This window comes from Corynebacterium sp. Marseille-Q2823 (genome assembly GCF_903645345.1).
GTDB lineage: Bacteria > Actinomycetota > Actinomycetes > Mycobacteriales > Mycobacteriaceae > Corynebacterium > Corynebacterium hiratae.
On record NZ_CAHJXS010000009.1, the window covers coordinates 88,209 to 112,478 of the forward strand.

General features: G+C 62.0%; 21 protein-coding genes and 2 pseudogenes. 15 read left to right on the top strand and 8 right to left on the bottom strand.

Annotation, left to right across the window (positions count from 1 at the left end; genetic code table 11):
- From HWX44_RS10580 to HWX44_RS13385, 4 genes are all read left to right on the top strand, one after another.
- Positions 1 to 1,164: a glycosyltransferase family 4 protein gene (locus HWX44_RS10580; RefSeq protein WP_070515781.1), complete on the top strand. Its 1,164-nt coding sequence runs from the start codon at positions 1 to 3 to the stop codon at positions 1,162 to 1,164.
- Positions 1,157 to 2,113, top strand: a complete 957-nt coding sequence (locus tag HWX44_RS10585; RefSeq protein WP_070546882.1) for an ROK family protein — start codon at positions 1,157 to 1,159, stop codon at positions 2,111 to 2,113. The genes HWX44_RS10580 and HWX44_RS10585 overlap by 8 nt, the downstream gene beginning before the upstream one ends.
- Before the next feature lie 66 nt (positions 2,114 to 2,179).
- Complete coding sequence (locus tag HWX44_RS10590) at positions 2,180 to 2,830, top strand: lysophospholipid acyltransferase family protein (RefSeq protein WP_254868178.1); 651 nt, start codon at positions 2,180 to 2,182, stop codon at positions 2,828 to 2,830.
- Between the two features lie 89 nt (positions 2,831 to 2,919).
- Entirely contained in the window at positions 2,920 to 4,104 is a 1,185-nt protein-coding gene (locus HWX44_RS13385; RefSeq protein ID WP_254868179.1) for an acyltransferase family protein, read from the top strand.
- Positions 4,105 to 4,298: 194 nt separating this feature from the next.
- Here HWX44_RS13385 and HWX44_RS13390 read toward each other — a convergent pair.
- Positions 4,299 to 5,105, bottom strand: a pseudogene (locus tag HWX44_RS13390) (glycosyltransferase family 87 protein); the annotation flags it as partial.
- A gap of 148 nt (positions 5,106 to 5,253) precedes the next feature.
- Between HWX44_RS13390 and HWX44_RS10600 the strand changes: the two are divergent.
- Together HWX44_RS10600 and HWX44_RS10605 are read left to right on the top strand one after the other, a co-directional pair.
- A complete protein-coding gene (locus HWX44_RS10600; protein WP_070515775.1) occupies positions 5,254 to 5,760 on the top strand; it encodes a polyadenylate-specific 3'-exoribonuclease AS in 507 nt (168 codons plus the stop codon).
- Positions 5,761 to 5,833: 73 nt separating this feature from the next.
- The gene (locus tag HWX44_RS10605) at positions 5,834 to 7,222 is read left to right on the top strand and encodes a class II 3-deoxy-7-phosphoheptulonate synthase (protein WP_070546876.1); all 1,389 of its coding nucleotides are present in this window, start codon (positions 5,834 to 5,836) and stop codon (positions 7,220 to 7,222) included.
- A 27-nt stretch (positions 7,223 to 7,249) separates the two neighbouring features.
- Here the strand turns inward: HWX44_RS10605 and HWX44_RS10610 are convergent.
- A pseudogene (locus HWX44_RS10610) lies at positions 7,250 to 8,486 on the bottom strand (protein kinase domain-containing protein).
- A 50-nt stretch (positions 8,487 to 8,536) separates the two neighbouring features.
- On the opposite strand from HWX44_RS10610, the gene HWX44_RS10615 reads away from it, so the two are divergent.
- Positions 8,537 to 8,935: an Rv2175c family DNA-binding protein gene (locus tag HWX44_RS10615; RefSeq protein ID WP_046647954.1), complete on the top strand. Its 399-nt coding sequence runs from the start codon at positions 8,537 to 8,539 to the stop codon at positions 8,933 to 8,935.
- Here HWX44_RS10615 and HWX44_RS10620 read toward each other — a convergent pair.
- Genes HWX44_RS10620 through HWX44_RS10630 form a run of 3 tightly spaced genes read right to left on the bottom strand, consistent with a single transcriptional unit; the run spans position 8,904 to position 12,160 of the window.
- Complete coding sequence (locus HWX44_RS10620) at positions 8,904 to 10,451, bottom strand: alpha-(1->6)-mannopyranosyltransferase A (RefSeq protein WP_046647955.1); 1,548 nt, start codon at positions 10,449 to 10,451, stop codon at positions 8,904 to 8,906. The genes HWX44_RS10615 and HWX44_RS10620 overlap by 32 nt on opposite strands.
- A gap of 1 nt (position 10,452) precedes the next feature.
- Positions 10,453 to 11,544: a polyprenyl synthetase family protein gene (locus HWX44_RS10625; RefSeq protein ID WP_070512446.1), complete on the bottom strand. Its 1,092-nt coding sequence runs from the start codon at positions 11,542 to 11,544 to the stop codon at positions 10,453 to 10,455.
- A 43-nt stretch (positions 11,545 to 11,587) separates the two neighbouring features.
- Positions 11,588 to 12,160 carry a GNAT family N-acetyltransferase gene (locus HWX44_RS10630; RefSeq protein WP_046647957.1) on the bottom strand — a complete coding sequence of 191 codons (573 nt, stop codon included), beginning with the start codon at positions 12,158 to 12,160 and terminating at the stop codon, positions 11,588 to 11,590.
- Positions 12,161 to 12,428: 268 nt separating this feature from the next.
- Between HWX44_RS10630 and HWX44_RS10635 the strand changes: the two genes are divergently transcribed.
- Together HWX44_RS10635 and HWX44_RS10640 are read left to right on the top strand one after the other, a co-directional pair.
- Entirely contained in the window at positions 12,429 to 12,872 is a 444-nt protein-coding gene (locus HWX44_RS10635; protein WP_046647958.1) for an SAV_6107 family HEPN domain-containing protein, read from the top strand.
- A 154-nt stretch (positions 12,873 to 13,026) separates the two neighbouring features.
- Positions 13,027 to 13,434, top strand: coding sequence for a DUF3040 domain-containing protein (locus HWX44_RS10640; RefSeq protein WP_046647959.1), 408 nt, complete (start codon positions 13,027 to 13,029; stop codon positions 13,432 to 13,434).
- A gap of 30 nt (positions 13,435 to 13,464) precedes the next feature.
- Here the strand turns inward: HWX44_RS10640 and HWX44_RS10645 are convergent, their stop codons facing one another.
- The 3 genes from HWX44_RS10645 to HWX44_RS10655 are packed head-to-tail and all read right to left on the bottom strand — an operon-like array spanning position 13,465 to position 15,918.
- Complete coding sequence (locus HWX44_RS10645) at positions 13,465 to 14,049, bottom strand: TetR/AcrR family transcriptional regulator (RefSeq protein ID WP_175974562.1); 585 nt, start codon at positions 14,047 to 14,049, stop codon at positions 13,465 to 13,467.
- A gap of 46 nt (positions 14,050 to 14,095) precedes the next feature.
- Positions 14,096 to 14,773 carry an ABC transporter ATP-binding protein gene (locus tag HWX44_RS10650; RefSeq protein ID WP_175974564.1) on the bottom strand — a complete coding sequence of 226 codons (678 nt, stop codon included), beginning with the start codon at positions 14,771 to 14,773 and terminating at the stop codon, positions 14,096 to 14,098.
- The gene (locus HWX44_RS10655; protein ID WP_175974566.1) at positions 14,770 to 15,918 is read right to left on the bottom strand and encodes an ABC transporter permease; all 1,149 of its coding nucleotides are present in this window, start codon (positions 15,916 to 15,918) and stop codon (positions 14,770 to 14,772) included. Before HWX44_RS10655 ends, HWX44_RS10650 begins: the two co-directional genes overlap by 4 nt.
- Before the next feature lie 539 nt (positions 15,919 to 16,457).
- Here HWX44_RS10655 and mraZ point away from each other — a divergent pair.
- The 6 genes from mraZ to HWX44_RS10685 all read left to right on the top strand — a co-directional run bounded on the left by mraZ (position 16,458) and on the right by HWX44_RS10685 (position 24,252).
- Positions 16,458 to 16,892, top strand: coding sequence for a division/cell wall cluster transcriptional repressor MraZ (mraZ, locus tag HWX44_RS10660; protein ID WP_046647963.1), 435 nt, complete (start codon positions 16,458 to 16,460; stop codon positions 16,890 to 16,892).
- A gap of 173 nt (positions 16,893 to 17,065) precedes the next feature.
- Entirely contained in the window at positions 17,066 to 18,109 is a 1,044-nt protein-coding gene (rsmH, locus tag HWX44_RS10665; protein ID WP_175974568.1) for a 16S rRNA (cytosine(1402)-N(4))-methyltransferase RsmH, read from the top strand.
- On the top strand, positions 18,106 to 18,960 hold the full coding sequence (locus tag HWX44_RS10670; RefSeq protein WP_175974570.1) for a hypothetical protein: 855 nt from the start codon (positions 18,106 to 18,108) through the stop codon (positions 18,958 to 18,960). Before rsmH ends, HWX44_RS10670 begins: the two co-directional genes overlap by 4 nt.
- A 289-nt stretch (positions 18,961 to 19,249) precedes the next feature.
- Positions 19,250 to 21,118 (top strand): peptidoglycan D,D-transpeptidase FtsI family protein, encoded by a 1,869-nt coding sequence (locus tag HWX44_RS10675; RefSeq protein WP_070682168.1) that lies wholly within the window; start codon positions 19,250 to 19,252, stop codon positions 21,116 to 21,118.
- A gap of 48 nt (positions 21,119 to 21,166) precedes the next feature.
- Positions 21,167 to 22,720: a UDP-N-acetylmuramoyl-L-alanyl-D-glutamate--2,6-diaminopimelate ligase gene (locus tag HWX44_RS10680; RefSeq protein ID WP_175974572.1), complete on the top strand. Its 1,554-nt coding sequence runs from the start codon at positions 21,167 to 21,169 to the stop codon at positions 22,718 to 22,720.
- A complete protein-coding gene (locus HWX44_RS10685) occupies positions 22,717 to 24,252 on the top strand; it encodes a UDP-N-acetylmuramoyl-tripeptide--D-alanyl-D-alanine ligase (RefSeq protein ID WP_175974574.1) in 1,536 nt (511 codons plus the stop codon). Before HWX44_RS10680 ends, HWX44_RS10685 begins: the two co-directional genes overlap by 4 nt.
- The last annotated feature ends 18 nt before the right edge of the window (positions 24,253 to 24,270 follow it).

Sequence of the window (24,270 nt, forward strand, 5' to 3'; positions counted from 1 at the left end):
ATGGCGCGCACACTCCTAGTAACGAATGATTTCCCGCCCACCATCGGCGGGATTCAGTCTTATCTTCGAGATTTTCTGGCAACCCTCAACCCGGAGGACGTCGTCGTCTTCGCCTCGACCCAAGATGGTGACGCCGCTGCCGAGTATGACGCGACGCTGCCGTATACCGTGGTTCGCTGGCCACGCACCATCATGCTTCCGACACCAGCCACCGCGCGCCGGATGCAGAGTCTGATTCGTGAATACGATATCGAGACCGTGTGGTTTGGGGCGGCAGCCCCGCTTGCCCTTATGGCGCCGGAGGCCCGGGCGGCGGGCGCTCGCCGGATCGTTGCCACGACGCACGGTCACGAGGTGGGCTGGTCCATGCTTCCCATAGCCCGGCAGGCCCTGCGTCGCATTGGTCAGCATGCCGATGTCATCACGTATATCTCGGACTACACGCGTACCAGGTTGGAACCCGCGTTTGGTACCCATGCGCGCTGGGTGCACTTGCCTTCTGCGGTTAATCTGGAAGACTTCACTCCGGCCACGGAGGGAGAAAAGCAGAGCGCGCGGGAGCGCTTTGGACTCGGCCCAGGGCCCGTCATCGTGTGCATCTCCCGCTTGGTTCCCCGCAAAGGCCAGGACCAGCTCTTGCGGGCGATGCCGGCGGTACGGGCACGCTTCCCGGACGCCCAGGTACTCATCATCGGTCGCGGACGCTATGAGCAGACACTGCGCGAGCTAGCGCGTCTGTACTGCCCCGACGCGGTGTTGCAGGAGGCGCGGGACACCGAAGAATTGCAGTTGGCGCTTCATGCTGCCGATGTGTTTGCCATGCCGGCGCGCACGCGGGGTGGGGGACTCGACGTCGAGGGCCTCGGCATCGTTTACCTAGAAGCACAAGCGGCGGGGTTGCCGGTCATTGCGGGTGACTCCGGTGGTGCACCGGAAACAGTAACGTCCGAGACCGGCATCGTCGTGCGCGGCTCCTCAGTTCTGGAACTTGAGCAGGCCTTGTGCACGTTGCTTGGCGACGTCCCCGGGGCCCGCCGCATGGGGGCGGCAGGGCGCCGTCACGTGGAGGAGCACTGGACGTGGGAAATCATGGGCGCACGATTGCGTGAGGTTCTGGAATGTGATCGTGGGCAGGCCGGGGTATATCCTACTAGTCATGCTTGAACACACTTCCTCCGCTGACGGTGGCCACAGCGGCCTCACCATCGGGTTCGATATTGGTGGAACCAACTTGCGGGCCGCGGTGATTAATCCCGCCGGAGAGATTGTGGATTCGACAAGCGTCCCCACGGCCAGGGAAGCGCAGACACTCGAAGATGACATCGTGCGCTGCGTAGACAACTTGGCAGCATCCCATGACATCGAGGCCGTGGGCCTTGCCCTCGCGGGCTTTTTGGATCCCGAGTGTGAAGTTGTCCGCTTCGCCCCGCATTTGCCGTGGCGTAACGCCCCAGTACGCGAGATCCTCAGCAGGCGTTTGGACGTGCCGGTCCGCCTTGAGCATGACGCCAATTCAGCCGCGTGGGGCGAATGGCGCTTTGGCGCTGGGCGCGGTGCGAAAGAATGGGTTTTCTTTGCTGTGGGAACGGGCATTGGCGCCACGCTTTTTACTGAGGGAAAAATCTACCGTGGAGCTTTCGGCACCGCCCCGGAGTTCGGGCACCTTGTTGTGTCGCCAGGCGGGCGCCTCTGCCCCTGCGGCAAGCGCGGGTGCTTAGAGCGCTACGCTTCCGGAACCGCTTTGCCGGACACCTGCGCAGAGCTGCGCGGCGAGTATGACACCACCTTGTCGGAGAATCCCTCCGGCGAGGAGATCACCGCAGCAGCTAGGCAGGGCGATCCGCTGGGGATAGCTGTCATGGAGAACTTCGGTCAGTGGCTCGGGCAAGGGTTGTCCATGGTGGCAGATGTGCTCGACCCAGAGCTCATCGTGATTGGCGGCGGGGTGTCCAAGGATGCGGATTTGTACCTGGATCGGGCGCGGGATGCCATGGCTCGGCAGATCGTCGGAGCCGGTCACAGGCCTTTGGCCCGAGTAGCAACCGCGAAGTTGGGTTCGGCGGCAGGTATGATCGGAGTCGCTGATCTCGCCCGCCAGGAGCACCGAGGTTAACACCGCACATTTTTCTTTCACCGAGCAGCACTGCTTGCTCGGCACACACAGATAGGACTATAAGCGATGCGAAACAAGTGGTACTGGGCCTTTAAGCACATCTTTTTCGGCCCGGCCCTTCGAGTGTGGAACCGCCCATGGTCCGAAGGTATGGATCGCATCCCGGAGTCTGGTCCGGCAATCTTGGCATCCTCCCATCAAGCGGTGATGGACTCCTTCTACTTCCCGCTGTTGTGCCCGCGGCAGATCACCTTCTTGGCAAAGAGTGAGTACTTCACCACCCCCGGTTTCGTTGGCCGCCTGCAAAAGTGGTTCTTTAGCTCCGTGGGGCAGGTGCCGATTGATCGCGTCAACAAGGACGCCGGTGACGCGATGCTGGTGAGCGCACAAAAAATTTTGGGCCGCGGGGATCTCTTCGGTATTTACCCGGAGGGGACTCGTTCGCCCGATGGGCGCATCTACAAGGGGCGCACCGGTATGGCCCGCATCGCGCTAACCACCGGTGAGACAGTAATACCGATCGCCATGCTCAACACCCGTAAGGCTAATCCAATCGGTTCGTGGGTTCCGCGTCCGGTGCGTGTCGGCATGCGCGTTGGCGAACCCATCGACCCCCACGCATGGGCCGCTGAGCGCAACCTTGATCCGCAGGATCACGCCACCGTGCGTGCTTTCACGGACTACGTGATGAAGCAGTTGTCTGAGCTGTCCGGTTAGCCGTACGTCGACGTCTATGCTCCGACGTGAAGGCTCCTGAACTGGGCACGGCTACCCGAAGGGCCGAGCCCAGTTCGAGCGCGGTGATCGTGACTTCCCTCTCCGCTGCGCGGCCTGATGTAGCAAAAGGGATTTCCATCCTGGGCGTCGTGCTGTTGCACATCACGCTTACGGTTCCAGAATCGAAGGGCACGTGGTTGGCCGCTTTCAACGTGTGGCTCGACCCACTGCGCCTGCCCCTGTTCTTTTTGGTGAGCGGGTTCTTCGCGCAAAAGGTTTTTCGCTTTAGCTTCGCAGAACTCTTTACTCGCCGCCTGTGGTACTTCCTTGTTCCTTATGTGGTGTGGATGCTGGTTGAACAGCAGACCAAGCGCGTGGAGTACCACTGGGTATTCGGGGATCCCGTGTTCGATTTCAGCCAGATGACGGCCAGCCTGCTCGTGGGCCATTCCATGGCGTGGTTTCTGCATTCGCTGATTCTGTTCAATATCTTCCTCTGGTGCGTGCGCAAGCTGCCCGGGTGGGCGGCGCTAGCGCTGAGTTTTAGCCCTATTCTGTTCATCGCATGGCAGGCGCAGTTCACCTCGATCGCGAAGGCCATCATGTTCCTTCCCGTCTTCGTTGCCGCTGCTTATTTCCGGGATGCAATCTCCGCCTTCGCTTCCGCTATCGAGGCCCCCTTCAAAGGCGAGTGGGATTACCGGAGCTTTTGGGCGTATTCCGGCATGGTTGGGGCCTACGCCATCGGGTTCTTTATCCGCCGCGCGTGGGATAGCTACGCTGGGGCCGTCGAGGTTACGTGGTTGTTGCCAGGCACGGAGGCGCTGGTGAGAGATGACGTCCATATTCTCGTGCGCATGGTAGAGCAGTTCTTCGAGGTTCCGGTGGGAATTGCGGTGGCGGTGGCCGTGTCCTATATACCGGTCCTATCCACCGGACTGCGGTTTATCGGCTCCCACACGCTGCCCATCTACCTCGGTCACCCCATTGGACTTACCGTCCTCTATGGCTACCCCATGGCGCTCAACCCGCGCGAGGTAAGCCTGGCAGGCCAGTGGCCGTTAGAAAATACCTGGTTCTGGCTCAGCATGTGCTTTGTTTATTGCGCGATTGCGTCGTTGGTCCTGTGGGCCTTGGGCAAGGTGCCCGTTGTGGGCTGGACGCTGAAGCCGCCGCCGATCGGTACGAGTAGGCGAACCACGGAACCGCCCTCGGCGGGCTTGAGCTTGAGCCAGAAACTCACTGCGACAAGGAACGCCACGACAAAGAAATAGTCGTTACCTGGAGCCTGCTGCCACCAGGACCACTCCAGTTCCAGCTGCTCGCCGTGCGGGACAAGCCAGTGGCCGCGGGCTAGCAGCACGAACCACGTGAGGCCTGCGAGGAACCAGCAGCGGCGCGCGGTGAGGTAGACCGCGGCTAGGCACAGCCACGTGAAATGGTGGGACCATGAGACCGGGGAGCACAGCAGCGCCGCCGTGGAGGCCAGTAACACGAGTTCTATCTCTGAGGATGTGTGCTCCATGACCCACCACAAGACTGCGACGATGAGAGCGCAGCCAATCAACCACAGGCCCGATGCTTCCTCGGGACTAACACGGCTGAGCAAGCCTCGGAGGGATTGGTTGCTGGAATAGGACAGCGTGCCGATTCGGGAGGAGTCCCGGAGGATGTCAGTCCAGTACGCCGCAGAGCTTGCAGGGGAGGCGAGGTAGCCCACCACACCGCAGGCGATGAAGGCACCTATCGCCGTGGCGAGGGCACGCCAGTCGCGGCGAACGAAAAAGACCGCGAGGAAGACCGCCGGGGTGAGCTTGATCGCCATAGCAACGCCGGTCAGCACACCTCGCCACGAGGAGCGTGGTCTGAGCAGCAGGCAGTCGACAACGACGGCCGCGGTCAGCAGGAGATTCACTTGGCCGAAGCTGAAATTCTCGGTAATCGGTTCGGTGAGTGCGCAGGCGAGCAGCGCCCACGTGGCCCACCAGTCGGGGCGGTCAACTTCGCAGCACCGCGAGATAACGGCGTAGAGACATACCCAGAGCGCACCGAGTGACGCCGCAGTAAGAAGGAGAGACAGCGGCCACAGCGGCATCCACGACACCAAGGCAAAGAGCGCTGCAGCAAAAGGCGGGTAAGTAAAAGGCAGCGACACGCCGTTGCCGAGAACGTAGCTTTGCGCGTAGAGATTCTCCCCGCGGAGCAGGGCCTGCCCTCCCTCTCGGTAGACATCGAGGTCAACATGGTAAAACGGCACAATTCCGCCGCTGTTCATCGACGCCGCAAGATGGATAGTCCACGGCACCGTTGCCAGCCCCACCAGAAGGAGTGGAAGGAGGAGCGAGGAGAGAGCTTTCTTCACGCAGCTGAGTATAGGCCCCCAGTGGCACGGCTCCTCTAGGCAGCAGACTAGGATACGGGGCGTGCGCTACTTCTACGACACCGAGTTTATCGAGGACGGATCGACCATCGAGCTGGTCTCCATCGGCATTGTCGGAGAAGACGGCAGCGAGTATTACGCGGTATCCACCGATTTCGATCCGGGCAAGGCCAATGCGTGGGTGCGCGACAATGTACTGGATAAACTCCCGAGCCCGGCGGATCCCGTCTGGAAATCGCGCGAGACCATCCGCGAAGATCTCCTGAAATTCTTGGGCCGCCACTCCACCCCCATCGAACTGTGGGCCTGGGTCGGGGCTTATGACCACGTGGTGCTCGCCCAGCTGTGGGGAGACATGGCGAGCCTGCCCAAGGGGCTCCCGCGCTACACCCGGGAACTCAAGCAGTACTGGGAGTTTGCGGGCCGCCCCAAGCTGCCTCCCGTGCCCAACGGGAACCACGACGCGTTGGTCGACGCCCGCCATAACCTGGCCAAGTTTCGCATCTGTGAGCAGCACTTGCCGCTGACTCGGGGCAACCGCGTGAGCTGATCGTGAATTAATACCGTGACCTAAAAGTCCATTAACTAACGCGCGACAGGCCCGAGATGGTTAAATACTGGGTGTGAGTTGGACAGTAGATATTCCCAAAGAAGTGCTTCCTGATCTGCCGCCGCTGCCGGAGGGGATCAATGAGAAGTTCCAGGACGCCATTTCCCGCGAGGCGAAGCAGCAGCCCAGCTGGGATCAGCTGCAGGCTGATAACGTGCGAAAGATCCTGGAATCCGTCCCGCCTATCGTCGTGGCTCCAGAGATTGAGGAACTCAAGCGCAAGCTTGCCGACGTCGCCTTGGGCAACGCCTTCCTCCTCCAGGGAGGCGACTGCGCGGAGACTTTCGAGTCCAACACGGAACCGCACATCCGCGGCAACATCAAGACGCTGCTGCAGATGGCCGTCGTCTTGACGTACGGCGCTTCCACTCCGGTGGTGAAGCTGGGTCGTATTGCTGGCCAGTACGCTAAGCCGCGCTCCTCTGATTTGGACTCGAACGGTCTGTACAACTACCGCGGTGACATCGTCAATGGAGTGGAGGCCAACGAGGAATCCCGCCGTCACGATCCCGCCCGCATGATTCGCGCCTACGCAAACTCCTCGGCGGCAATGAACCTGGTTCGCGCGCTGACGCACTCCGGAACCGCGGACCTTTACCGCCTCCACGAGTGGAACCGCGAATTCGTGGCCAACTCCCCGGCGGGTGCTCGCTACCAGGCTTTGGCCGATGAGATTGAAAACGGCCTGGCGTTCATGAATGCCTGTGGCGTGTCCGATGAAACCTTGCGCTCGGCGGAGATCTACTGCTCTCACGAAGCCCTGTTGAAGGATTACGAGCGTTCCATGCTGCGCTTGGGTACGGACTCTAACGGCGAGACCAAGCTTTATGACCTGTCCGCGCACCAGCTGTGGATTGGTGAGCGTACCCGTGGTCTCGACGACTTCCACGTGGCGTTTGCTTCCATCATCGGCAACCCCGTGGGCATCAAGCTTGGCCCCGGCGTGACGCCGGAGCAGGCAGTGGAGTACGCGGAGAAGCTTGACCCGAACCGTGAGCCGGGCCGTCTCACCATGATCGCGCGCATGGGCCACGATAAGGTGCGCTCCGTGCTGCCCCCGATCATCAAGGCAGTGGAGGACTCCGGCCACAAGGTGGTGTGGCAGTCCGATCCGATGCACGGAAACACCTTCACGGCGTCGAACGGTTACAAGACCCGCCACTTCGACAAGATCGTTGACGAGGTTCAGGGCTTCTTCGAGGTACACCGCGAGCTGGGCACCCACCCGGGCGGCGTGCACCTGGAGTTCACCGGCGAGGACGTCACCGAGTGCCTCGGCGGCGCTGAGGACATCACGGACGTGGACCTGCCGGGTCGCTACGAGTCCGCCGTGGACCCGCGCCTGAACACCCAGCAATCGCTGGAGCTGTCCTTCCTCATCGCAGAAATGCTGCGCAACTAGAGTCTGCGCAGCTAGACGCTGCGCAGACTAGTACGGTCTCCAGAGAATCGGCCAGGTGCCGTATTCTCCGGATCCAAACCACCAGGCGGCCACGGCGACAGCCAAGGTGGCGAGGCCGACGAGGACGAGGAACCCGATGAGCCCGACCGTGCTGCGGTTGCTCAACGGACGTTCCTCCGGCTCCTCTTCGGCCCCGGCCGCATATGGTTCTGGCACGGCGGGGGAGGGCGCCGGGGTGTCTACCGGTGCGGCAGGCAGGGAAAGCGTCCTCGCGGGTTTCCGCCCGTGTTTCACGCGTGGGGGAATCGGGCGAGGGGATTGCAGAGGTTGCTTCGAAGACACGCGTATTGTCTGTTCCCGAAAAGTCTGTAGGTACTGCAGCGGTACGTGCGGCGGCCGAGTTTCGCGGGACGGGGACCGTGAACTGTGGCAGTTGCAGCTCCCGGGAAACGTCATCCAAAGCATCGAGGAATTCACCCGCGTCTGCAAAGCGTTCGGCTGGGTTACGTGCGGTGGCGGTGGCCACGAGGGCGTCGAAAAGCATCGGCACCCCCTCAATGCGTGAAGATGGTGCCACCACATCCGCGTGCACGCGCGCGGTGGCGTGCGCAAGCGGGGTATCACCGTGGAAGGGGACTGTGCCCGTCAGCAACTCGAACAGGACGATTCCAGCCGAGTAGACATCGGAAGCCGGCGTGATATCCGCGCCAGTGACTTGCTCGGGGGAGAGGTAGCTTACGGTACCGACGATCTGGCCGGAGCTATCATGCTCCGCCTTTGCGGAGCGCACCAAGCCGAAGTCACCCACCTTGACTCGGTGGTTATCGGTGATGAGAACGTTATCCGGTTTGATATCGCGGTGTACGAGGCCTGCGCGGTGGACCTCGCTGAGCCCCGCCAAGACCGAGTGCATGACGCCGGCCGCAGCGTGCGGCGGCATGGGTCCGCGTTCCGCAAGGAGCTCGCGCAACGTGCCGCCGGTGATGAGCTCCATGATGAGATAGATGGGCAAACCATCCGCGGAAAAGTCATGCACGGCGACGAGATTGGGGTGGCTCAGCTGCGCCATCGCGCGGGCCTCGCGCTTAAAGCGGGTGACGAAGACGGGGTCGTCGTGATAGCGCTCATCCATCACCTTGGCAGCTACTGCGCGGCCCAAACGCATGTCCACGCAGCGATACACAGTGGACATGCCGCCGCGAGCGATCGGCTGATCAATGCGGTAGCGTCCTTCAAGAATGTCGCCCACGTTCAGCCTTGTCATGGATTCCAGTATGGCTGATCGGCGCCCGAAAGTGTGATCCGGCTACAGTTGTGTCCGTGACTAATTCTGAGAACACCGTTGAGAATTCCCACCCTGAGCTTCCGCAACTTCTCGCCGGAGAGAAGTTGCTGACGCTTAAAGAGGTAGCTGAAAAACTCGATCTGCCCATTACTCGCGTCTTCGATCTGCTCAATGCCCGGAAGTTCATCGCGTGGCGGGACGCCGAAGGACAGCGCCTCGTCCCGGAAGCGTTTTTCAATGCCAAGGGCGTCATTTCCAAGCACGTGTCCGGCGTCATCACTGTTCTTTCGGACAACGGCTGGGGTGACAACGAGATCCTGGCGCATCTTTTTACCGAGGACGAGTCCCTACCGGGCCGCCCCATCGACGCGCTGCACGGCCACCTCGCGCGGGAGGTTATTCGGCGCGCGCAGGCTTCGGCGTTTTAGGCGCTGTCGTCGCACCTGCCGCATTCGGTTCAGCGGTGGTGCGTGGAACACCGTCGAAAATCCATTGCGTGGCCAACCATGCCACGACCACCATCGCAATCACCCAGAACCAGTTGTAGAGCTGGTGATTGCCGTCGCCGGCGAAGGCCACACCAATAAAGAGAGCTGCGCCGGTGGTGAGCTTGATGAGCGGTAGTGGTGGGCGGAAGGTTCCCATGAGCGTGAGCACCGAGGCGTAGTACCACGGCAGCGTCACGGAGTTGAAGACGAACGCCACCTGGTAGGCCGCGGCCGTGGCGGCAATGGCACGGCGCACGCCCGTGCGCCCCCACCACCACACAAGGACAAGGCCCAGGAGCATCAGAAGCATCGCGGCCGAGCGCAGTACGGTGAGCACGCCGTTATAGGTGGTGTCGGGGGAGAAGACCTGGATGAGCGGAACGAGAATATCGGCAAGCAAGGTGGGGCCGGCCAGGGGGTTGATGACCTTCGAGTTGCCACTGATCTGCGACAGCCAACCCCACGAGCTTCCCGACGCCCACGTGATCGCCGCCACCGCCAACGCGACCTCCGCCACGGCGATAACGCCGGATAGTAGAAAGAACCCGACGCGCTTGAGCGGCTTCGTTCCCTTCGGCGCCCAATGGTGCAGCATGAGCCACACGATGAAGGGCGCGGCGAAGACGGCGGTGGCCTTGAGGGACACTGCCACGCCAACGAGTATGAGGCTGAGGTGGAACTTGTGGTGCACAGCAGCGAGAAGGCCCAGCGATACCAGCCCCACCATGACTGATTCGTTGTGCATGCCGCCGATGAGGTGCAAAATCATCACCGGATTCGCCACTCCCAACCAGAGCGCTAGGGCGGGATCACCGCCAATGCTTCGGGCTAGGCGTGGAATTGACCAGGCGATGGCTGCAAAACCAAGGACGGAAATTGCCTTGTAGACGATGATGCCCGCAGCAACGTTATCGCCCACCAGGTGGGTTACCCCGTTGCCCATCCACAGGTGTAGCGGCCCGTAGGGCGTAGTGGTGTTGCGCCAGTCATGAGAGACCTCGAGCAGGAAGGGGCCGGGGTTAACGGCTGCGCCCTCGACGTAGGGGTCGAAACCATCGCGTACCATCGCGCCTTGCATGAGGTAGGAGTACACGTCCCGGGAAGCCAGCGGTGCGGCGCACAGCAGCGGGGTGACCCAGCAGATCAACATCCGGCGGATGTCTGCCAATGCGCCGTCTGGTTGCGGGTTCTTGAGCTGTGGGGCGATGAAGTGGCGGCCCGCCAACACCCATGCGGCGACGAGGCCAAACAGGCCAACCCAGTAGAGGACCATGCCAATGTTGCGGCCGTGGCCATAGGCAAGGAAGCTGATGTTGAGCGCCTCAAGAAAACCTCCGCGATTCCGGGTCGCGCCGCCGGAGAAGGAGGCGAGCGCCAGGACGATCGCAGAGACGATGCCCAGTGGCAGGGGATGGGGAATGCGCAGGGGCACGCGCGTGGATGCGGAGCGAGCCATGCTACATCCGGCGGGCCGTGGACTTGTGAGCAAGTTCTTCCAAAACCGCTGTGACCTCGGGGTCAACCTGCGCGTTGTGCAGATGATCGAGGCCGGAACGCGTGAGATCGCTGATGCGCTGCTCGACGACGTCCGGCGCACCGGAATCAGCAATGATCTGCGCCATGCGGGCAATGTCTGCGGGGTCCTCCGTCTGGCCGATGAGGCGGCGAAGCTCAGCGGCGGCTGCGGGATCGGTGGCGTCCGCGCGCTGTAGGGCCAGCGACAACAGAACCGTGCGCTTGCCTTCGCGCAGATCGTCTCCGGCGGGCTTGCCGGTGATAGCCGGGTCACCGAAGACGCCGAGCAAATCATCGCGCAGCTGGAAGGCGACGCCGATGTCCTGGCCGTAACCGCGGAAGGCAGCAACGAGTTTCTCGGGTGCGCCCGCTATAACGGCGCCCAGATGGAGGGGGCGCTCGATGGTGTACGCGGCAGTCTTGAACCGGTTCACCGAGTCCGCCAACGTGGCGTCCTCGGAGCCGGCGGCTTCCAGGGAGATGTCCAGAATCTGGCCGCCGATGACTTCGCGGCGCATCGCCCGCCATGGTGCGCGGGCGCGCGCCAGCGCCTCGGGGCTCAGGCCGGAATCTTGAAGCATGTCTTCCGCCCAGACCAGGGCCATGTCACCGATGAGGATGGCCAGCGATTGCCCGAAGAAATCAGCGTCGCCGCTGAGCCCGAGCTCGCGGTGGCGAGCAGCAACGCCGCGATGGACAGTGGGGTTGCCGCGCCGGGTATCGGAAGCATCCACGATGTCGTCGTGGATAAGTGCACAAGCCTGAATGAACTCCAAGGACGAGGCAGCGCGGAGCATTGCCTGCGGGGACTCAGTGCCGTCGAGCCCGTGCGCACCGACAAAACCTGCCCACGCGTAGAGGGGGCGAATGCGCTTGCCGCCGTCCAGGACGAAGGAATCCAAATAGGAGATCGCGTCGGCCACCGGAGAGCCGATGGCCGCGATGGCGTCGCGCTGACTGTCCAAGAAAAGCTTAAGCTCCTCGCGCACGGCTGCGGGGATGTCGTTCAAGGAAGGTATCTGCGGTGTAGTCACGCCTGCTACTTTACCTGGGTAGCTATGCCGGATTGCCGCGAGGTTAAGCGGTGTCGGCTGGTGTCAGCGGCACCGTCGATTGCAGGATGGCGAAGGGGCGCGCATCGGCGGGGTAGTAGAGCTGGCGAAGGAAATCACTAAACCCCATTTTGCGGTAGAGGCCGAAGGCGGAGTTTGCCTCGTTGGGAACTTCCGGAGTGGAAAGCAGGATGTAGCGCGCGGGTAGATTCCACGCTAAGGCTTCGAGCAGTGCGCGCCCTAAGCCGCGACCCTGTTCTCCAGGCAGCACGTGAATCTCCGCCAGCTCGAAATAGTTGTGGAGAATGTCTTCTTGTTCCGGGGTTGGTCCGCCACTGGCGGTGAGCGCTCGGCGAAGCTGTTTGTCCCACCACGTGTCCGGAGAGCCAAGGAAGCCGTAGGCAAAGCCTGCAATGCCGTAGTCGGTGGTGGCCACGACGCAGGAAAACCCTGGGCGTATGAGATCTGCGCGCCACCGCGAGATGGAGACGTCGCGCACTGACTGGCTGTAGCCCATTGCCGCGATGTAGATATCCACCAAGCGCGGGACAGCAATGGCGAACTCTTGGGGGCTTAGGCGGCGCAGCGTGTAACTCACATCTCTAATAACAGCAGATTCTTCAGGCATGTGAAAGCGCACAGAGAAACTATCTTCTGCACATCCAACCGCCGAGGAGTCGGAGTACGTGTTCGAAAAGGGAAGAAATATCGCCCATCCCTATTGTTTAAATCGAACACATGAACTAAAATCAGAGGTGGATGTACGAAGGTGGTTTTACGGTGAGTCTCATCAGCGAACAGCAGCAGAAAGTCAACAGCACAGTCTTCATTGACAAGCTCAGGAAGCAGCCCAAGGAGGAGAGGTCATGGCACAGGTAATTTCAGCAACGGCAGCGGCTCGGGGCCGGAACAGGGAGGCGATGCAGCGCGTGCGCCGTGACCGCTTCCTCGGTCAAGCGTTGGATCTGTTGGTGGATGCGCGCCGTAGCGCTGCGGAGGGGCGGTTCGAGGACGCTCTTGAAATGGCGTACCGCGCCTCGCTGCGTGCTGCGGGAGCGCGCGTGGCGGCGTCTGCAGTGTCGCGCCGTCGGCGCTTGCCTACCTCTGCATGGGAGCAGGTGGCTCTTATCGGTCCGGCGGATGCTCAATGGGCCGCAGAATTCACAGACTATTCCCGCGTGCGCTCGCGCGTGGCCTCCGGAATGGATCCGGTGCCCGCTGCGGATACGGTCTACCAGTACTTGGCGCTTGCCACACGTTACGTGGACGCGACCGAGTCTGAGCTGGGCTTCGGTGGGCTGGCCGCCTAGTGTGGGCGTAAGCGTTCCGGTAGCAGGGGTGCAGGGATGCCCAAAAACTATGGACTGTCTTTGTGGGAACTATCTCGCTATCCTTGACGTTATAGAGGTAGTAAACATAGTTCCCAGTTCCACTACCTAAACCCAAATCATTACGGAGGACGCTGTGGCCCTTTCTGAGCACGAACAGCAAGCGCTGCGTGAAATTGAACAATCGTTGCTGGCCAACGATCCTGATTTTGGCGCGTCTGTGTCCGGTGAAACTTCTTTCGGCGGCAACTCGGGTGCCATCACCCTCCGTGGGGTGGCCTTAATCGTTGTCGGTCTGTGCATGATGGTGGGCGGAATCGCATTGGCCCAGCAGTCCCTGTGGTTCGTTATCCTCTCCGTACTTGGCTTTTTGGTCATGTTTGGATCCGGCGTGTGGATGCTGCGCGGAAATTCGGAAGATTCTCTGGTTGCCGCCGGCGCACCAGCATCCGCTAAGCGGCGCAACAAGCAGTCCAAGAAGGCTGGCAGTGACGTTGGAAACCGCCTTGAAGATAACTTCCGCCGCCGTTTCGAAGGAAACTAAGCGCTAGAAACCCACCAGCAGCCCTTCGCTCTATTGTGAGTCGGAGGGCTGTGGCACGATGGCATCGGCCATGGCGTACAGGGTTTGCGTTATGCCCGGGAGCTGCTCGGGCGAGCGGTTTGCCAATTCTGATGCGCGAACGATGGCGGCGTTGAGCAGCGAGATATCCGCTCTGGAAACACCAGGGCAGAACTCGTTAACGATCGATGCAAAGCCACCATGTGACTGCTGCACCGCCTCATCCGCAAAAGCTTGGGGGAAGTGCTGCGCGGCGGTCATGAGGGGGCCGTGCGTGCCATGGAGGAAAAGTTCGAGAGTGGCGTCCACGTAAGCATGGATGCGCTCCGTCGGCTCTGGAGGGGCCACCTGCATGGCAGCTTCGAGCTGTTCATTCCACGTTTGTGTGGCCTGGATAAGCAGCTGCACCAACAAATCGTGTTGGGATGAGACGTAGCGATAAACGCTGGGGCGGGCAAGGCCTACTTCGGCAGCGACCTCCGCCAGGGTAGGGACTGCCCCGTGGTTGTTGACGATCAACCTTTCGGCAGCCTCGAGCACCGCGCGGTGCTGGACGGCGCGGTGCTCGGCTACTGTCGTTTCAGTGATCTTCGGCATGCGCTAAGTCTACGTTAAGCTGCGCATTCTTTTTCCATTCTGGTGCCTACTTGGCGGACGGGGTCAAGCGGCCATCGACCATTTCATAGACCTTGTCGCAGTGACCAAGAACGTCGTAGTCGTGGGTGACCATGACACCCGCGACGTTGAAATCGTGGCATTCTTTGGCTAGCAGCGCCACGATCTCTTGGGACCGCGCGCGATCGAGGGCAGCAGTGGGTTCGTCGACGAGCAGCACCTGTGGATCGCCCACAAGTGCGCGCGCGATACCGACGCGCTGGCGCTCACCGCCGGAAAGACTGCCGGGCCGGTGCTTCGCGCGATGCGCCATGCCGACCTTCTCCAGCAGCTCGGCGCTGGAGTAGCGCCCAGTCTTGCCGATGACCTTGCTGGCCAATTCGATCTGCTCCTCCGCCGTCAGTGCAGACGGGAGATTGCCAGAGGACTGGAAGACGAAGCCGATGTGGTTGCGGCGGATCTGTGCCAGTTCAGAGTCACCCAGCGGCACGATGTCCTCGTCCGCGACGAGGACTTGGCCGGAATCGGGCGTCGTCAAGGCGCCCGCGACCGCGAGCAGTGTGGACTTTCCGGAGCCGGAGGGGCCAACCACGGCAACGAATTCGCCTGCCTCGACGGTGAGATCGACGGAATTCAGTGCTTTAACGTGTGAATCTCCGTCGCTGTAGCTGATGGTGACGTCTTTCAGTTCCAAAGCGTGGCTCATCGGTTTTCTCCTAGGGCTGCGAGGGGGTTGGTTCGGGTAACGCGGACGACGGCAATGAAGGCGCCGAGCAGTCCGGCGACGAAGAGAATGAGACCGCCATTGATGACGGCGCCGAATTCGGTGGAGTAGGGCATAGCCGTTTTCTCTAGGAGGCTGCCCAGGCCAACGGCGATGAGTGCGCCGGCGAGGATTGATACGAGGAGGATGACCACCGCTTGGCCGAGGCTATCGCGCAGCAGGAAGCTCTTGGTGGCGCCCATTGCGCGAAGGGTGGCGATATTGCCGGCGCGCTGGATGGTCCACACGAGGAAGAAGGCGCCGGTGACGAGTGCGGCAATGACATAGAGGAACCAGGTGATCATGGAAAGGGTCATCATTTCGGCGGTGTAGCCGGGGGAGGAGTCGAAGCTCTCTTTGAGAGTTCGAACGTCGAGGCCGGAGCGCTCGGTGAGAGCATCGGTATCGGGCTTATTCGCCGTGCGAGCGACGATGACGGACGCTTCCTCGTAGGCTTCGGGGTTGACGGCTTCGCCGTGGCGCCCGCCGGCGTGAACCTCCTGCCAGATATCGAGCGGCAGGTAGGCCACGTCGACGTGGCCGAAGGTCCGTTGGTTGTCGGTGAAGCCGATGACGTTGAGGGGGATGTCCAAGCGGTCGAGGGTGATGGTGTCGCCCACCTCGATCCCCTCGTCCTGCAGGGTGGAGGACAGGATGATGTCGTGCTTCGTGTTGCTTGGTTTGCCGTCTGCCCGGGCGGTGTCGATTGGGGGCAAGCCTGCCGGTGCGATGAAGGAGTCAGGTTCTACTCCGAAGAGCGTGAGGTCCACCGCCGTGCCGTCCTGGTTGTGGGCGTTAGCAATGGTCAGGCCCAAGGGGGTGGCTTGGTCCATGCCTTCTAGTTGAGAGAAAGACTCGGCATCGGAGGCATCGACAACGGAGCGGGTGAATGCAGAGTCTTTCTGCGTGCCATCGGCGAAAGCGATGACGTCGCTCTCCATCGCCTTGAGGCCGGAAACGCCGTCGTTGACCAAGCCTGCGGTGAGGCCGGAGATGATAACGACGAGCATGGACATGAGTGCGAGGACGACGCCCATGAGGAGGAATCGGGTACGCGCGAAGAGCATCTCGCGCCAAGCTAGATACATGAAGGAGCTTCCTAGTGTGTGGGGTGAAGTGAGTAGGCGTGTCACCCTGCGTGCCGCAAGATGACAACATGATGTTTCTATCATGGCGACGCAATGTTTCTAAAAACTTGTGCGGGCATCTTGCGTGGGGAGGGGAGGCTTTTCGTGCGATTTCCCGATTTCCCCCACTTTGCCCCACCTGTGCTACGCGCCGGTCGGGGAATGTCGGCCCGGGGACTCTTTGGAGCGTGGTGGGAAGGTGAAAACGTCAGGAATATGGGGGTGCTGGGGAAAATTACATACTAAGGGGCCAAAGTTACGTGAGTGAATACGTGGAAATGGGCCTGTTTAAGGGGGTGTGTCAAGGGGGGTCTGGGAAAACTTCCCACTGGAAAACTTGCCTTTTACCTGCAATGTTATTGCGACACGCAGATTTTTGCGGTGATAAAGGTGTGGGAGGTGGGGGAAAGTGGGGTAGAGTGGGGCGTAGCGGAGGAGAGTTGCTCTCTTGTCGCGAGAGGAATCCGGAGTTTTCGAGTGACAGGAAGGTGGACCCGGGGATGTTTCTCGGCACCTACACTCCCAAGCTCGATGACAAAGGACGGCTCACGCTTCCGGCAAAGTTTCGCGAAGAACTGGCTGGCGGCCTCATGGTCACCAAAGGTCAGGATCATTCGCTCGCGGTATACCCGCGGGAGGAGTTCGCGGCGCGAGCTAGGAAAGCAGCGGCCGTGTCACGCACCAACCCAGAAGCGCGTGCGTTCATCCGTAACTTGGCAGCGAGTGCGGACGAGCAGCGCCCCGATGGGCACGGACGTATCACGCTGTCCGCAGGGCACCGTGAGTACGCAAACCTGACGAAGGAATGCGTAGTTGTGGGCTCGGTTGACTTCCTCGAAATCTGGGACGCAGCCGCGTGGGCTGAATACCAGGCGCAAACTGAAGACGCTTACTCGGCGGCAGACGCCGATGACGTACTTGCCGGGCTGCTGTAGAGCTGCCTGGCACACAGAGAGTGCGTGTATGGACTCTGCCCGAGGAGGATGAGCTGGTGTACTTCCCCGACATCAGAACCCTTCCTCGGACAGGGCCCTATACGCACTCGATTTTTTATCGAACAGATCTGATAGCGGCCTCAGGCGCCTGAATGGAAAGGGGGACAGCAACTGTGGACCACAACGGCACCATTACCTATGACGTGAATGACAACCACGGCCATGTCCCTGTTATGCGTGCGCGTATGGCTCAGCTGCTTGCTCCGGCCGTCGAAGCAGCGGGGGAGCACGCCGTCATCGTGGACGGCACCTTGGGGGCTGGTGGCCACAGCGAATACTTCCTCAACAGCTTTCCTAACGCGCGGATTATCGGTGTGGACCGTGACTCCGCCTCGTTGAGCAGTGCTTCTCGACGTCTCACCCCCTTCGCCGACCGCTTCGTCGGCGTCAACGCTCGCTTCGATGAGGTCGGTCGTGCCATTGCGCAGGGTGACCATGAAGTTTTTTCTATCGCGCGAGAACACGGCATTGCAGGGGCATTGTTCGATCTGGGTGTGTCCTCCATGCAGCTTGACCAGGTGGAGCGTGGGTTTGCGTACAAGACCGACGCCCCGCTGGATATGCGCATGGACCCGCGCCAGGGAATGACTGCCGCCGACGTACTCAACACCTATAGCCACGGTGACCTCGCCCGCATCCTCAAAACCTATGGCGATGAGCGCTTCGCCGGCAAGATTGCTTCGGCAGTAATAAAGGAAAGGGAAAAGGAACCTTTTACTACCTCAGCCCGCTTGGTTGAGCTGTTGTACGCCACGATTCCCGCAGCGACGCGTCGCACCGGTGGCCACCCCGCGAAGCGCACCTTCCAGGCGCTGCGCGTTGAGGTCAACCGCGAGCTTGAGGCGGTTGAACAGGTCATTCCCGTGATTACGGATGCCCTGTCCGTCGGCGGCCGCGCGGTGTTCATGAGCTACCAGTCGCTCGAAGATCGCATCGTCAAGCATGCCTTCACCAAGCTCAGCACCTCGACGACTCCGCCGGGGCTTCCCATGGACCTTCCGGGCACGGCGGCGCACTATTCCATCGTGACGCGTGGCGCGGAGAAGGCGAGCGAGGAGGAGATTGCAGAGAACCCGCGGGCAGCGTCCGTCCGGGTACGCGCACTCGAGCGCCTCGAGGGCAGTCCGTCTTTTCATGAACCGGGAGGTAGGCCATGACGCTGAGAAACCGAACCGCACAGGCAACGTACCACCGCGACCACGAGAGGACCCACACCATGGGAGCTAGCCGCGATTTCACCACCGGATCTGATTTCTCCGGTCAGGGAACCGCGCTGCTGGAGCGGGGGCGCCGCACCACCCCGTTGCCCAGTCGCACGCCGCATCGCAGTACTGTGCCCGCCCGCCGGGTCGGAACGGGTCTGCGAGGAAACCGCCTCGGTTCGAAGCAGGTAGTGAGCAATCGTGGGCGCCGCGTCGTACAGCCCACGCGGGTTACTGGCCTTTTCGCTCGCCTTTCTTTCATCGCCATTGGCCTGCTCATCACTGGTGTGGCTGCGGCGATGTGGCTCTCTGGCCTGTCGACGTCCCAGACCTTTAAGATTCAGGAGCTTACTGCCCACGAATCCACGCTCGATAACCAGCTGGAGACTCTGAACCGAGACTTGGAGAATGTGCGTTCGGCGTCGGACGTCGCCCGCCGCGCCCACGAGGCCAAGATGGGCGTCCCGGTTCAGCCTGGCGTAGTGGAAGTCGACGCAGACGGAAACGTGGAACAGAAGCGCGAAGCCACCCCGGATATGGAATCGGTCATCGACGTAAACGGCGAACCGGTCCGCCCGGGTCAGGCCTCGAGTGACCCGCACGCGACGGCGAACGTGTCCGACAACCTGAACGCCCGTCCGACGCTGAGCGAGAGGAACCGCGAGCGCGAAGGCGCCGAGTCGGGTGCGTCTCGTTCGGACAACCACCCAGACGGCGGTGAATCCACCAATGACGGACAGCCGGCCGAAGGGAACGTAGAACTGCCGGACATCCCGGCCCAGGCTCCCTACGCCGCCCGCGGGTAGATTCCATCCCCGCTCCGCGCGTGCCTGCGTGGGCGGGCGGCGATTATAGGGCACAATTCGGGATGTACCACTGATTATTGGCCCATCTTCGCTGCAGACAGAAAGGTGACGTGTGACCCCACCACACTCCGGTGGCCCGCGCCCGAGGCGCGCTTCCGCCGCCCGTGCCGCCCAACCGCGCGGTACCTCTCACCAACCACGGCAGCGTTACGACGCCGACCGCGTCGTTCCCGCGACCCGTTCACGGAACCCGCGCACCGGCAAGCCCTTCATGAGCCAGCAGAAAACGATGCGCCGTCGCGTGCACGTCATCGCGGCTTTGCTGCTCGTAGTGATGCTGGCGTGGATGGGGCGCCTCGCGTGGGTACAGATCGTGTGGGGCCCCGACTTGGCGGCGAAGGCCGCTGCGCAGAGAACCCGTGTTTACGTCGATACGGCCGGACGCGGCGAGATCCTTGCGCGCGATGGCCAGCGGTTGGCCTACACGATGCGCGCCCGATCCTTGACCGTGTCACCTACTCGCCTGCGAGATGAGCTCCGTGAACAGGAAGAGCAAAAGGCCGCCGGCGAGGCTCACTTTGAGTCGTTGGCACCCGATGCCAAAGAGGCTTTCCTTGACGACAAGGTGACAGAGCGGCTCACCGACATGTCGGAGGGCATCCCGAACAAGCTGAAGGAAGCCGGCATCGATGCCGGGGACGTGGATTCGGAGCAAATCATGGACAAGCTCCGTGCCGATACTCAATACGAGGTCCTCGTGCGCAACGTTGATCCGGATGTCGCGGTGGCCATCTCCGAGGACTACCACGGACTCGCTGCCGATGAGCAGCAGATCCGCCAGTACCCCAACGGTGCTATTGCTGAGAACGTCATCGGCAAAGTGTCCATGGACGGCCAAGGCCAGTTTGGTTTCGAGGCCTCCGGCGATACCACACTGACGGGTATTGACGGCAGCTCCACCGAGGACGTTTCAGCCAGCGGTCAGGTCATTCCCGGCACCTTGCGCGATCAGGTGCCCACCACCGACGGCAAGAACGTCACGTTGACGCTCGATCTGGATCTGCAGACCTACGTGCAGCAGAAGCTGGAAAAGGCAAAGGCTAATTCGAAAGCAAAGAGCGCCGAGGCAGTCGTTCTGGACGCCGCCACGGGTCAGGTTCTGGCCATGGCGAATACCGGCACCATCGACCCGAACAAGGACATCGAAAAGCAGCTGGAGAAGGATAAGACCTTCGATAACCTCGCCGTCTCGCACCCCTTTGAGCCGGGTTCGGTGGCAAAGATCATCACCGCCGCGGCAACCATTGAGGAGGGCCTCACCAACCCCGATGAGGTCCTCCAGGTTCCCGGCTCCATCGACATGGCTGGGGTGACTGTGAACGATGCCTGGCAGCACGGCGTCGAGCCTTATACTACGACGGGCATTTTTGGTAAGTCGTCGAATGTGGGAACGCTGATGTTGGCCGACCGCCTCGGCCAAGACAAATACGCTGACTACCTCAAGAAGTTCGGTCTCGGTCAGACCTCCGGAATTGAGCTGCCTAACGAGTCACCTGGCCTGGTGCCCGATCGTTCGCAGTGGTCCGGCGGTACCTTCGCTAACCTGCCCATCGGCCAGGGCCAGTCATGGACTGCCCTGCAACTGGCTTCTATTTACCAGACCCTCGCCAATGACGGTGAGCGCATCGAGCCGCGCATCATTGATTCGATCACCGCGCCTGACGGGACTAAGGAAGAACTAGAGAAGCCCGAGACCACCCGCGTGGTCAGTCCCGAAACCGCGCGCACTGTCGTGGACATGTTCCGTGCGGTCTTCCAGGAGGATCCGCAGGGCCTGAACAACGGTACAGCCGGCAACGCGCAGATCGAGGGCTATCAGCTCTCCGGCAAGACTGGTACCGCGCAAAAGGTCGACGAGGAGACGGGAGCATACTCGAACTCCAAGTACTGGATCACGTTCGCGGGCATCGCGCCTGCCGACGATCCCCGCTTTGTCGTCGCCGTCATGCTCGACGAGCCCGAATCCGGTGTCAACGACGATGGCTCCGGCGGCCAGTCCGCAGCGCCGGTGTTCAGTGATATCGCATCCTGGCTGCTTGATCGTGACAATATTCCGCCTTCCCCACCAGCACCGCACCTGACCTTGCGTGCCGAATAGATAGTTCCGGCCGCGAATAACCTACAGAGATAGAGAAGAGGACGCACCGTGACCAGCAGCATCAGCCTTGAGCGCTTAGCAGAAATTTCTTCGGGCACCGTGATCGGGGATGCCTCGACCACCGTGGGCTCCTGCGGACTAAACTCTGCAACCCTGCCACCTGGCGGTCTCTTCGCTGCGCTTCCGGGAACGCGCGTTCATGGCGCACGGTATGCCGCAGACACCGCAGCAGCCGCGATTCTGACCGACCCGGAAGGCCAACGCATCCTTGCCGAAGCGGGAGAAACACGCCCACTTCTCGTGGTCGAGGATATCCGCGCCATCCTCGGACACGTTTCCGCGGAGATCTATGGGCACCCCACTGAAAAGCTCACCATTCTCGGCGTGACGGGTACGTCCGGTAAAACTACGACGAGTTACCTGCTGGAAGCGGGGCTTTTGCACGCGGGCTTGTCGGTGGGCCTGATCGGCACCACGGGCACTCGCATTAACCGGGAGCCGGTGCCTACCTCGCTGACGACTCCAGAGGCCCCCACATTGCAAGAGCTCTTCGCCCGCATGGTGGACGAAGGGGTAACGCACGTGGTCATGGAGGTGTCCTCCCACGCGCTTTCCCTGGGCCGCGTGCAGGGAACGCGTTTTGCCGTTGGCGGATTCACTAACTTGAGCCAGGACCACCTCGACTTCCACCCAACGATGGAGGACTACTTCGAGGCGAAGACCATGCTTTTCGACGGTCCCCAAGCCGCCGACCGCTCCGTTGTCTGCATCGACGACGAGTGGGGACGACGCATGGCGCAGCGCGCTGCAGCACGTCCGGTCATGAAAGTGTCCACTGGCACCAAGGACACCGGGGCGGATATCACCGCGCGACAACTCAGTACCGAGGCCACCGGCGCACAGCAGGTGGAGCTGATGGTGTCCACCGGAGAGCACGCTGGTTCCTATGAATTCCGGCTGCCCATGCCGGGCACTTTCAACATCGCCAATGCGGCCTTGGCCACCGGCATGGCCGCAGCCAGTGGCATCGAGCCGCGCGTCTTCTTGGAAGGCGTAGAAAAGGTAGCGGTCCCGGGCCGCATGGAACGCATCGACCGCGGCCAGCAGTTTGTCGCCGTGGTCGATTATGCGCACAAGCCAGCTGCGGTCGCCGCGGTCCTCGATACCCTGCGTGCGCAGCTCGAAGGCAGCAGCGGCCGGATCGGCATTGTCGTCGGCGCGGGAGGTGACCGCGACTCTTCCAAGCGCCCGCTCATGGGGGCGGCCGCCGCGAAGGGCGCCGATATGGTCGTGATCACCGATGACAACCCCCGCACCGAGGACCCAGCAGCTATCCGCGCGGCAGTGCTCGCGGGAGCGCGCGAAGCGAACCCGGAGGCCGATATCCGAGAGGTCGGCTCCCGTGCCAAAGCCATCGACGAGGTCGTGGCGTGGGCACAGCCGGGCGATGCCGTCATCGTCGTCGGCAAGGGCCACGAAGTAGGACAGCTGATTGGTGATACCGTCCACCACTTCGACGACCGCGAAGAGATGGCGCGTGCACTTGATGCCGCGATGACAGCGACTACCCTGAGTACCGAAGAATCCAAGGAGCAAGGATGATTGCGTTAAGCCTCGCTGAGATAGCTCAGATCACGGGCGGCCGCCTGGATAGCGTCGACGAGCCAGAGACCCGGGTGACCGGCTTTGTTGAGTTCGATTCTCGCAAGGTTACTCCGGGCGGACTCTTCGTGGCACTGCCCGGAGCCCGCGTCGATGGCCACGATTACGCCCACACCGCGGTGGAGAAGGGAGCCGTCGCCGTCTTGGCTGCCCGGCCGGTGGGTGTACCCGCCATCGTCGTGGAGCCGCGCGGACGCGTAGAAGGTGACGGGGCCAACGCCGATATCTATGCCAACGATGTCGATGGCTCCGCCGCCGCCGTCGTCGAGGCGTTGTCCGCGCTGGCCCGCGCAGTAACGCAGCGGCTGGCGACAGAGCAGGATTTGACCATCGTGGGAGTGACGGGATCGGCGGGCAAGACCTCGACCAAGGACCTCATCGCTACCATCTTCCGCGAGGTGGGGGAGACCGTCGCCCCGCCCGGCTCCTTCAACAATGAAATTGGACTTCCGTATACGGCTCTGCGCTGTGATGAGCACACGCGCTACCTCGTGGCGGAGATGTCGGCCCGCGGTATCGGGCACATCCGCCACCTCACCGAAATCACCGCTCCGCGCGTCGGCGTGGTCCTTAACGTCGGCTCCGCGCACCTCGGCGAGTTTGGCTCGCGCGAGAATATCGCGCAGGCCAAGGGAGAGCTGGTGGAGGCTCTGCCGAGCGCGGAAGCGGGCGGTGTGGCCGTCCTCAACGCCGACGATCCTTTCGTCGCCGCAATGGCGACACGCACGGGGGCCAAGGTGGTGTACTACTCCACGGATAACCGCCGCGGCGGCGCGCCGGCCGCGCAGTACTATGCCACCAACATCGAGCTCGATGACGTGGCCCGCCCCTCCTTTGTCCTCCACAGCCCCAACGCTGAGCCAGTTGCAGTGAAGCTGCAGGTATTTGGTTCCCACCAGGTGTCTAATGCACTGGCCGCGGCAGCGGCAGCCATCGAGCTGGGGGTATCGGCAGCCACGGTAGCGGCTGCGCTGTCTGGGCACCGCCTAGCCTCCGAGCACCGCATGGACGTGCGCACGCGCCGCGATGGCGTCACCATCATTGATGATTCCTACAACGCCAACCCGGATTCGATGCGCGCGGCGATTGCCGCCTTGGCCTATACCGCAGCAGCACGCCCCGATGCCCGCTCCATCGCGGTGCTTGGTGAGATGGGAGAGCTCGGCAGCGATGCCGAACAATCGCACCGCCAGCTCGGGGAGATATTGGCCAAATACCACGTGGAGCACCTCGTCGCGGTGGGGGAGAACCCCAACTGCCGGGCAATGACTGAGGCGGCTGCACAGCAAGGTATAAATACAATGGTGTGTGCCGATGCCGCGGCTGCCGCTCGGGCGGTCGACGGCATTCTGCGCGCGGCCCCGGCAGGGGTCGATGATTGGGCTAGCCGTAGCGTTAAGGACGTGGTCTTGATTAAGGCCTCCAATGCCCAGCGCCTCTGGTTGGTCGCGGAGCAGCTGAACCACAGCTAGCCGCTAGAAAGGACTTCA

What these genes read in the sequence shown, in the direction of transcription:
- HWX44_RS10580 (WP_070515781.1), top strand. Translation starts at nt 1, where the DNA reads ATGGCGCGCACACTCCTAGTAACGAATGATTTCCCGCCCACCATCGGC.
- HWX44_RS10585 (WP_070546882.1), top strand. Translation starts at nt 1,157, where the DNA reads ATGCTTGAACACACTTCCTCCGCTGACGGTGGCCACAGCGGCCTCACC.
- HWX44_RS10590 (WP_254868178.1), top strand. Translation starts at nt 2,180, where the DNA reads ATGCGAAACAAGTGGTACTGGGCCTTTAAGCACATCTTTTTCGGCCCG.
- HWX44_RS10620 (WP_046647955.1), bottom strand. Translation starts at nt 10,451, where the DNA reads ATGGCTCGCTCCGCATCCACGCGCGTGCCCCTGCGCATTCCCCATCCC.
- HWX44_RS10635 (WP_046647958.1), top strand. Translation starts at nt 12,429, where the DNA reads ATGGCACAGGTAATTTCAGCAACGGCAGCGGCTCGGGGCCGGAACAGG.
- HWX44_RS10645 (WP_175974562.1), bottom strand. Translation starts at nt 14,049, where the DNA reads ATGCCGAAGATCACTGAAACGACAGTAGCCGAGCACCGCGCCGTCCAG.
- HWX44_RS10650 (WP_175974564.1), bottom strand. Translation starts at nt 14,773, where the DNA reads ATGAGCCACGCTTTGGAACTGAAAGACGTCACCATCAGCTACAGCGAC.
- HWX44_RS10655 (WP_175974566.1), bottom strand. Translation starts at nt 15,918, where the DNA reads ATGTATCTAGCTTGGCGCGAGATGCTCTTCGCGCGTACCCGATTCCTC.
- mraZ (WP_046647963.1), top strand. Translation starts at nt 16,458, where the DNA reads ATGTTTCTCGGCACCTACACTCCCAAGCTCGATGACAAAGGACGGCTC.
- HWX44_RS10670 (WP_175974570.1), top strand. Translation starts at nt 18,106, where the DNA reads ATGACGCTGAGAAACCGAACCGCACAGGCAACGTACCACCGCGACCAC.
- HWX44_RS10675 (WP_070682168.1), top strand. Translation starts at nt 19,250, where the DNA reads ATGCGCCGTCGCGTGCACGTCATCGCGGCTTTGCTGCTCGTAGTGATG.
- HWX44_RS10685 (WP_175974574.1), top strand. Translation starts at nt 22,717, where the DNA reads ATGATTGCGTTAAGCCTCGCTGAGATAGCTCAGATCACGGGCGGCCGC.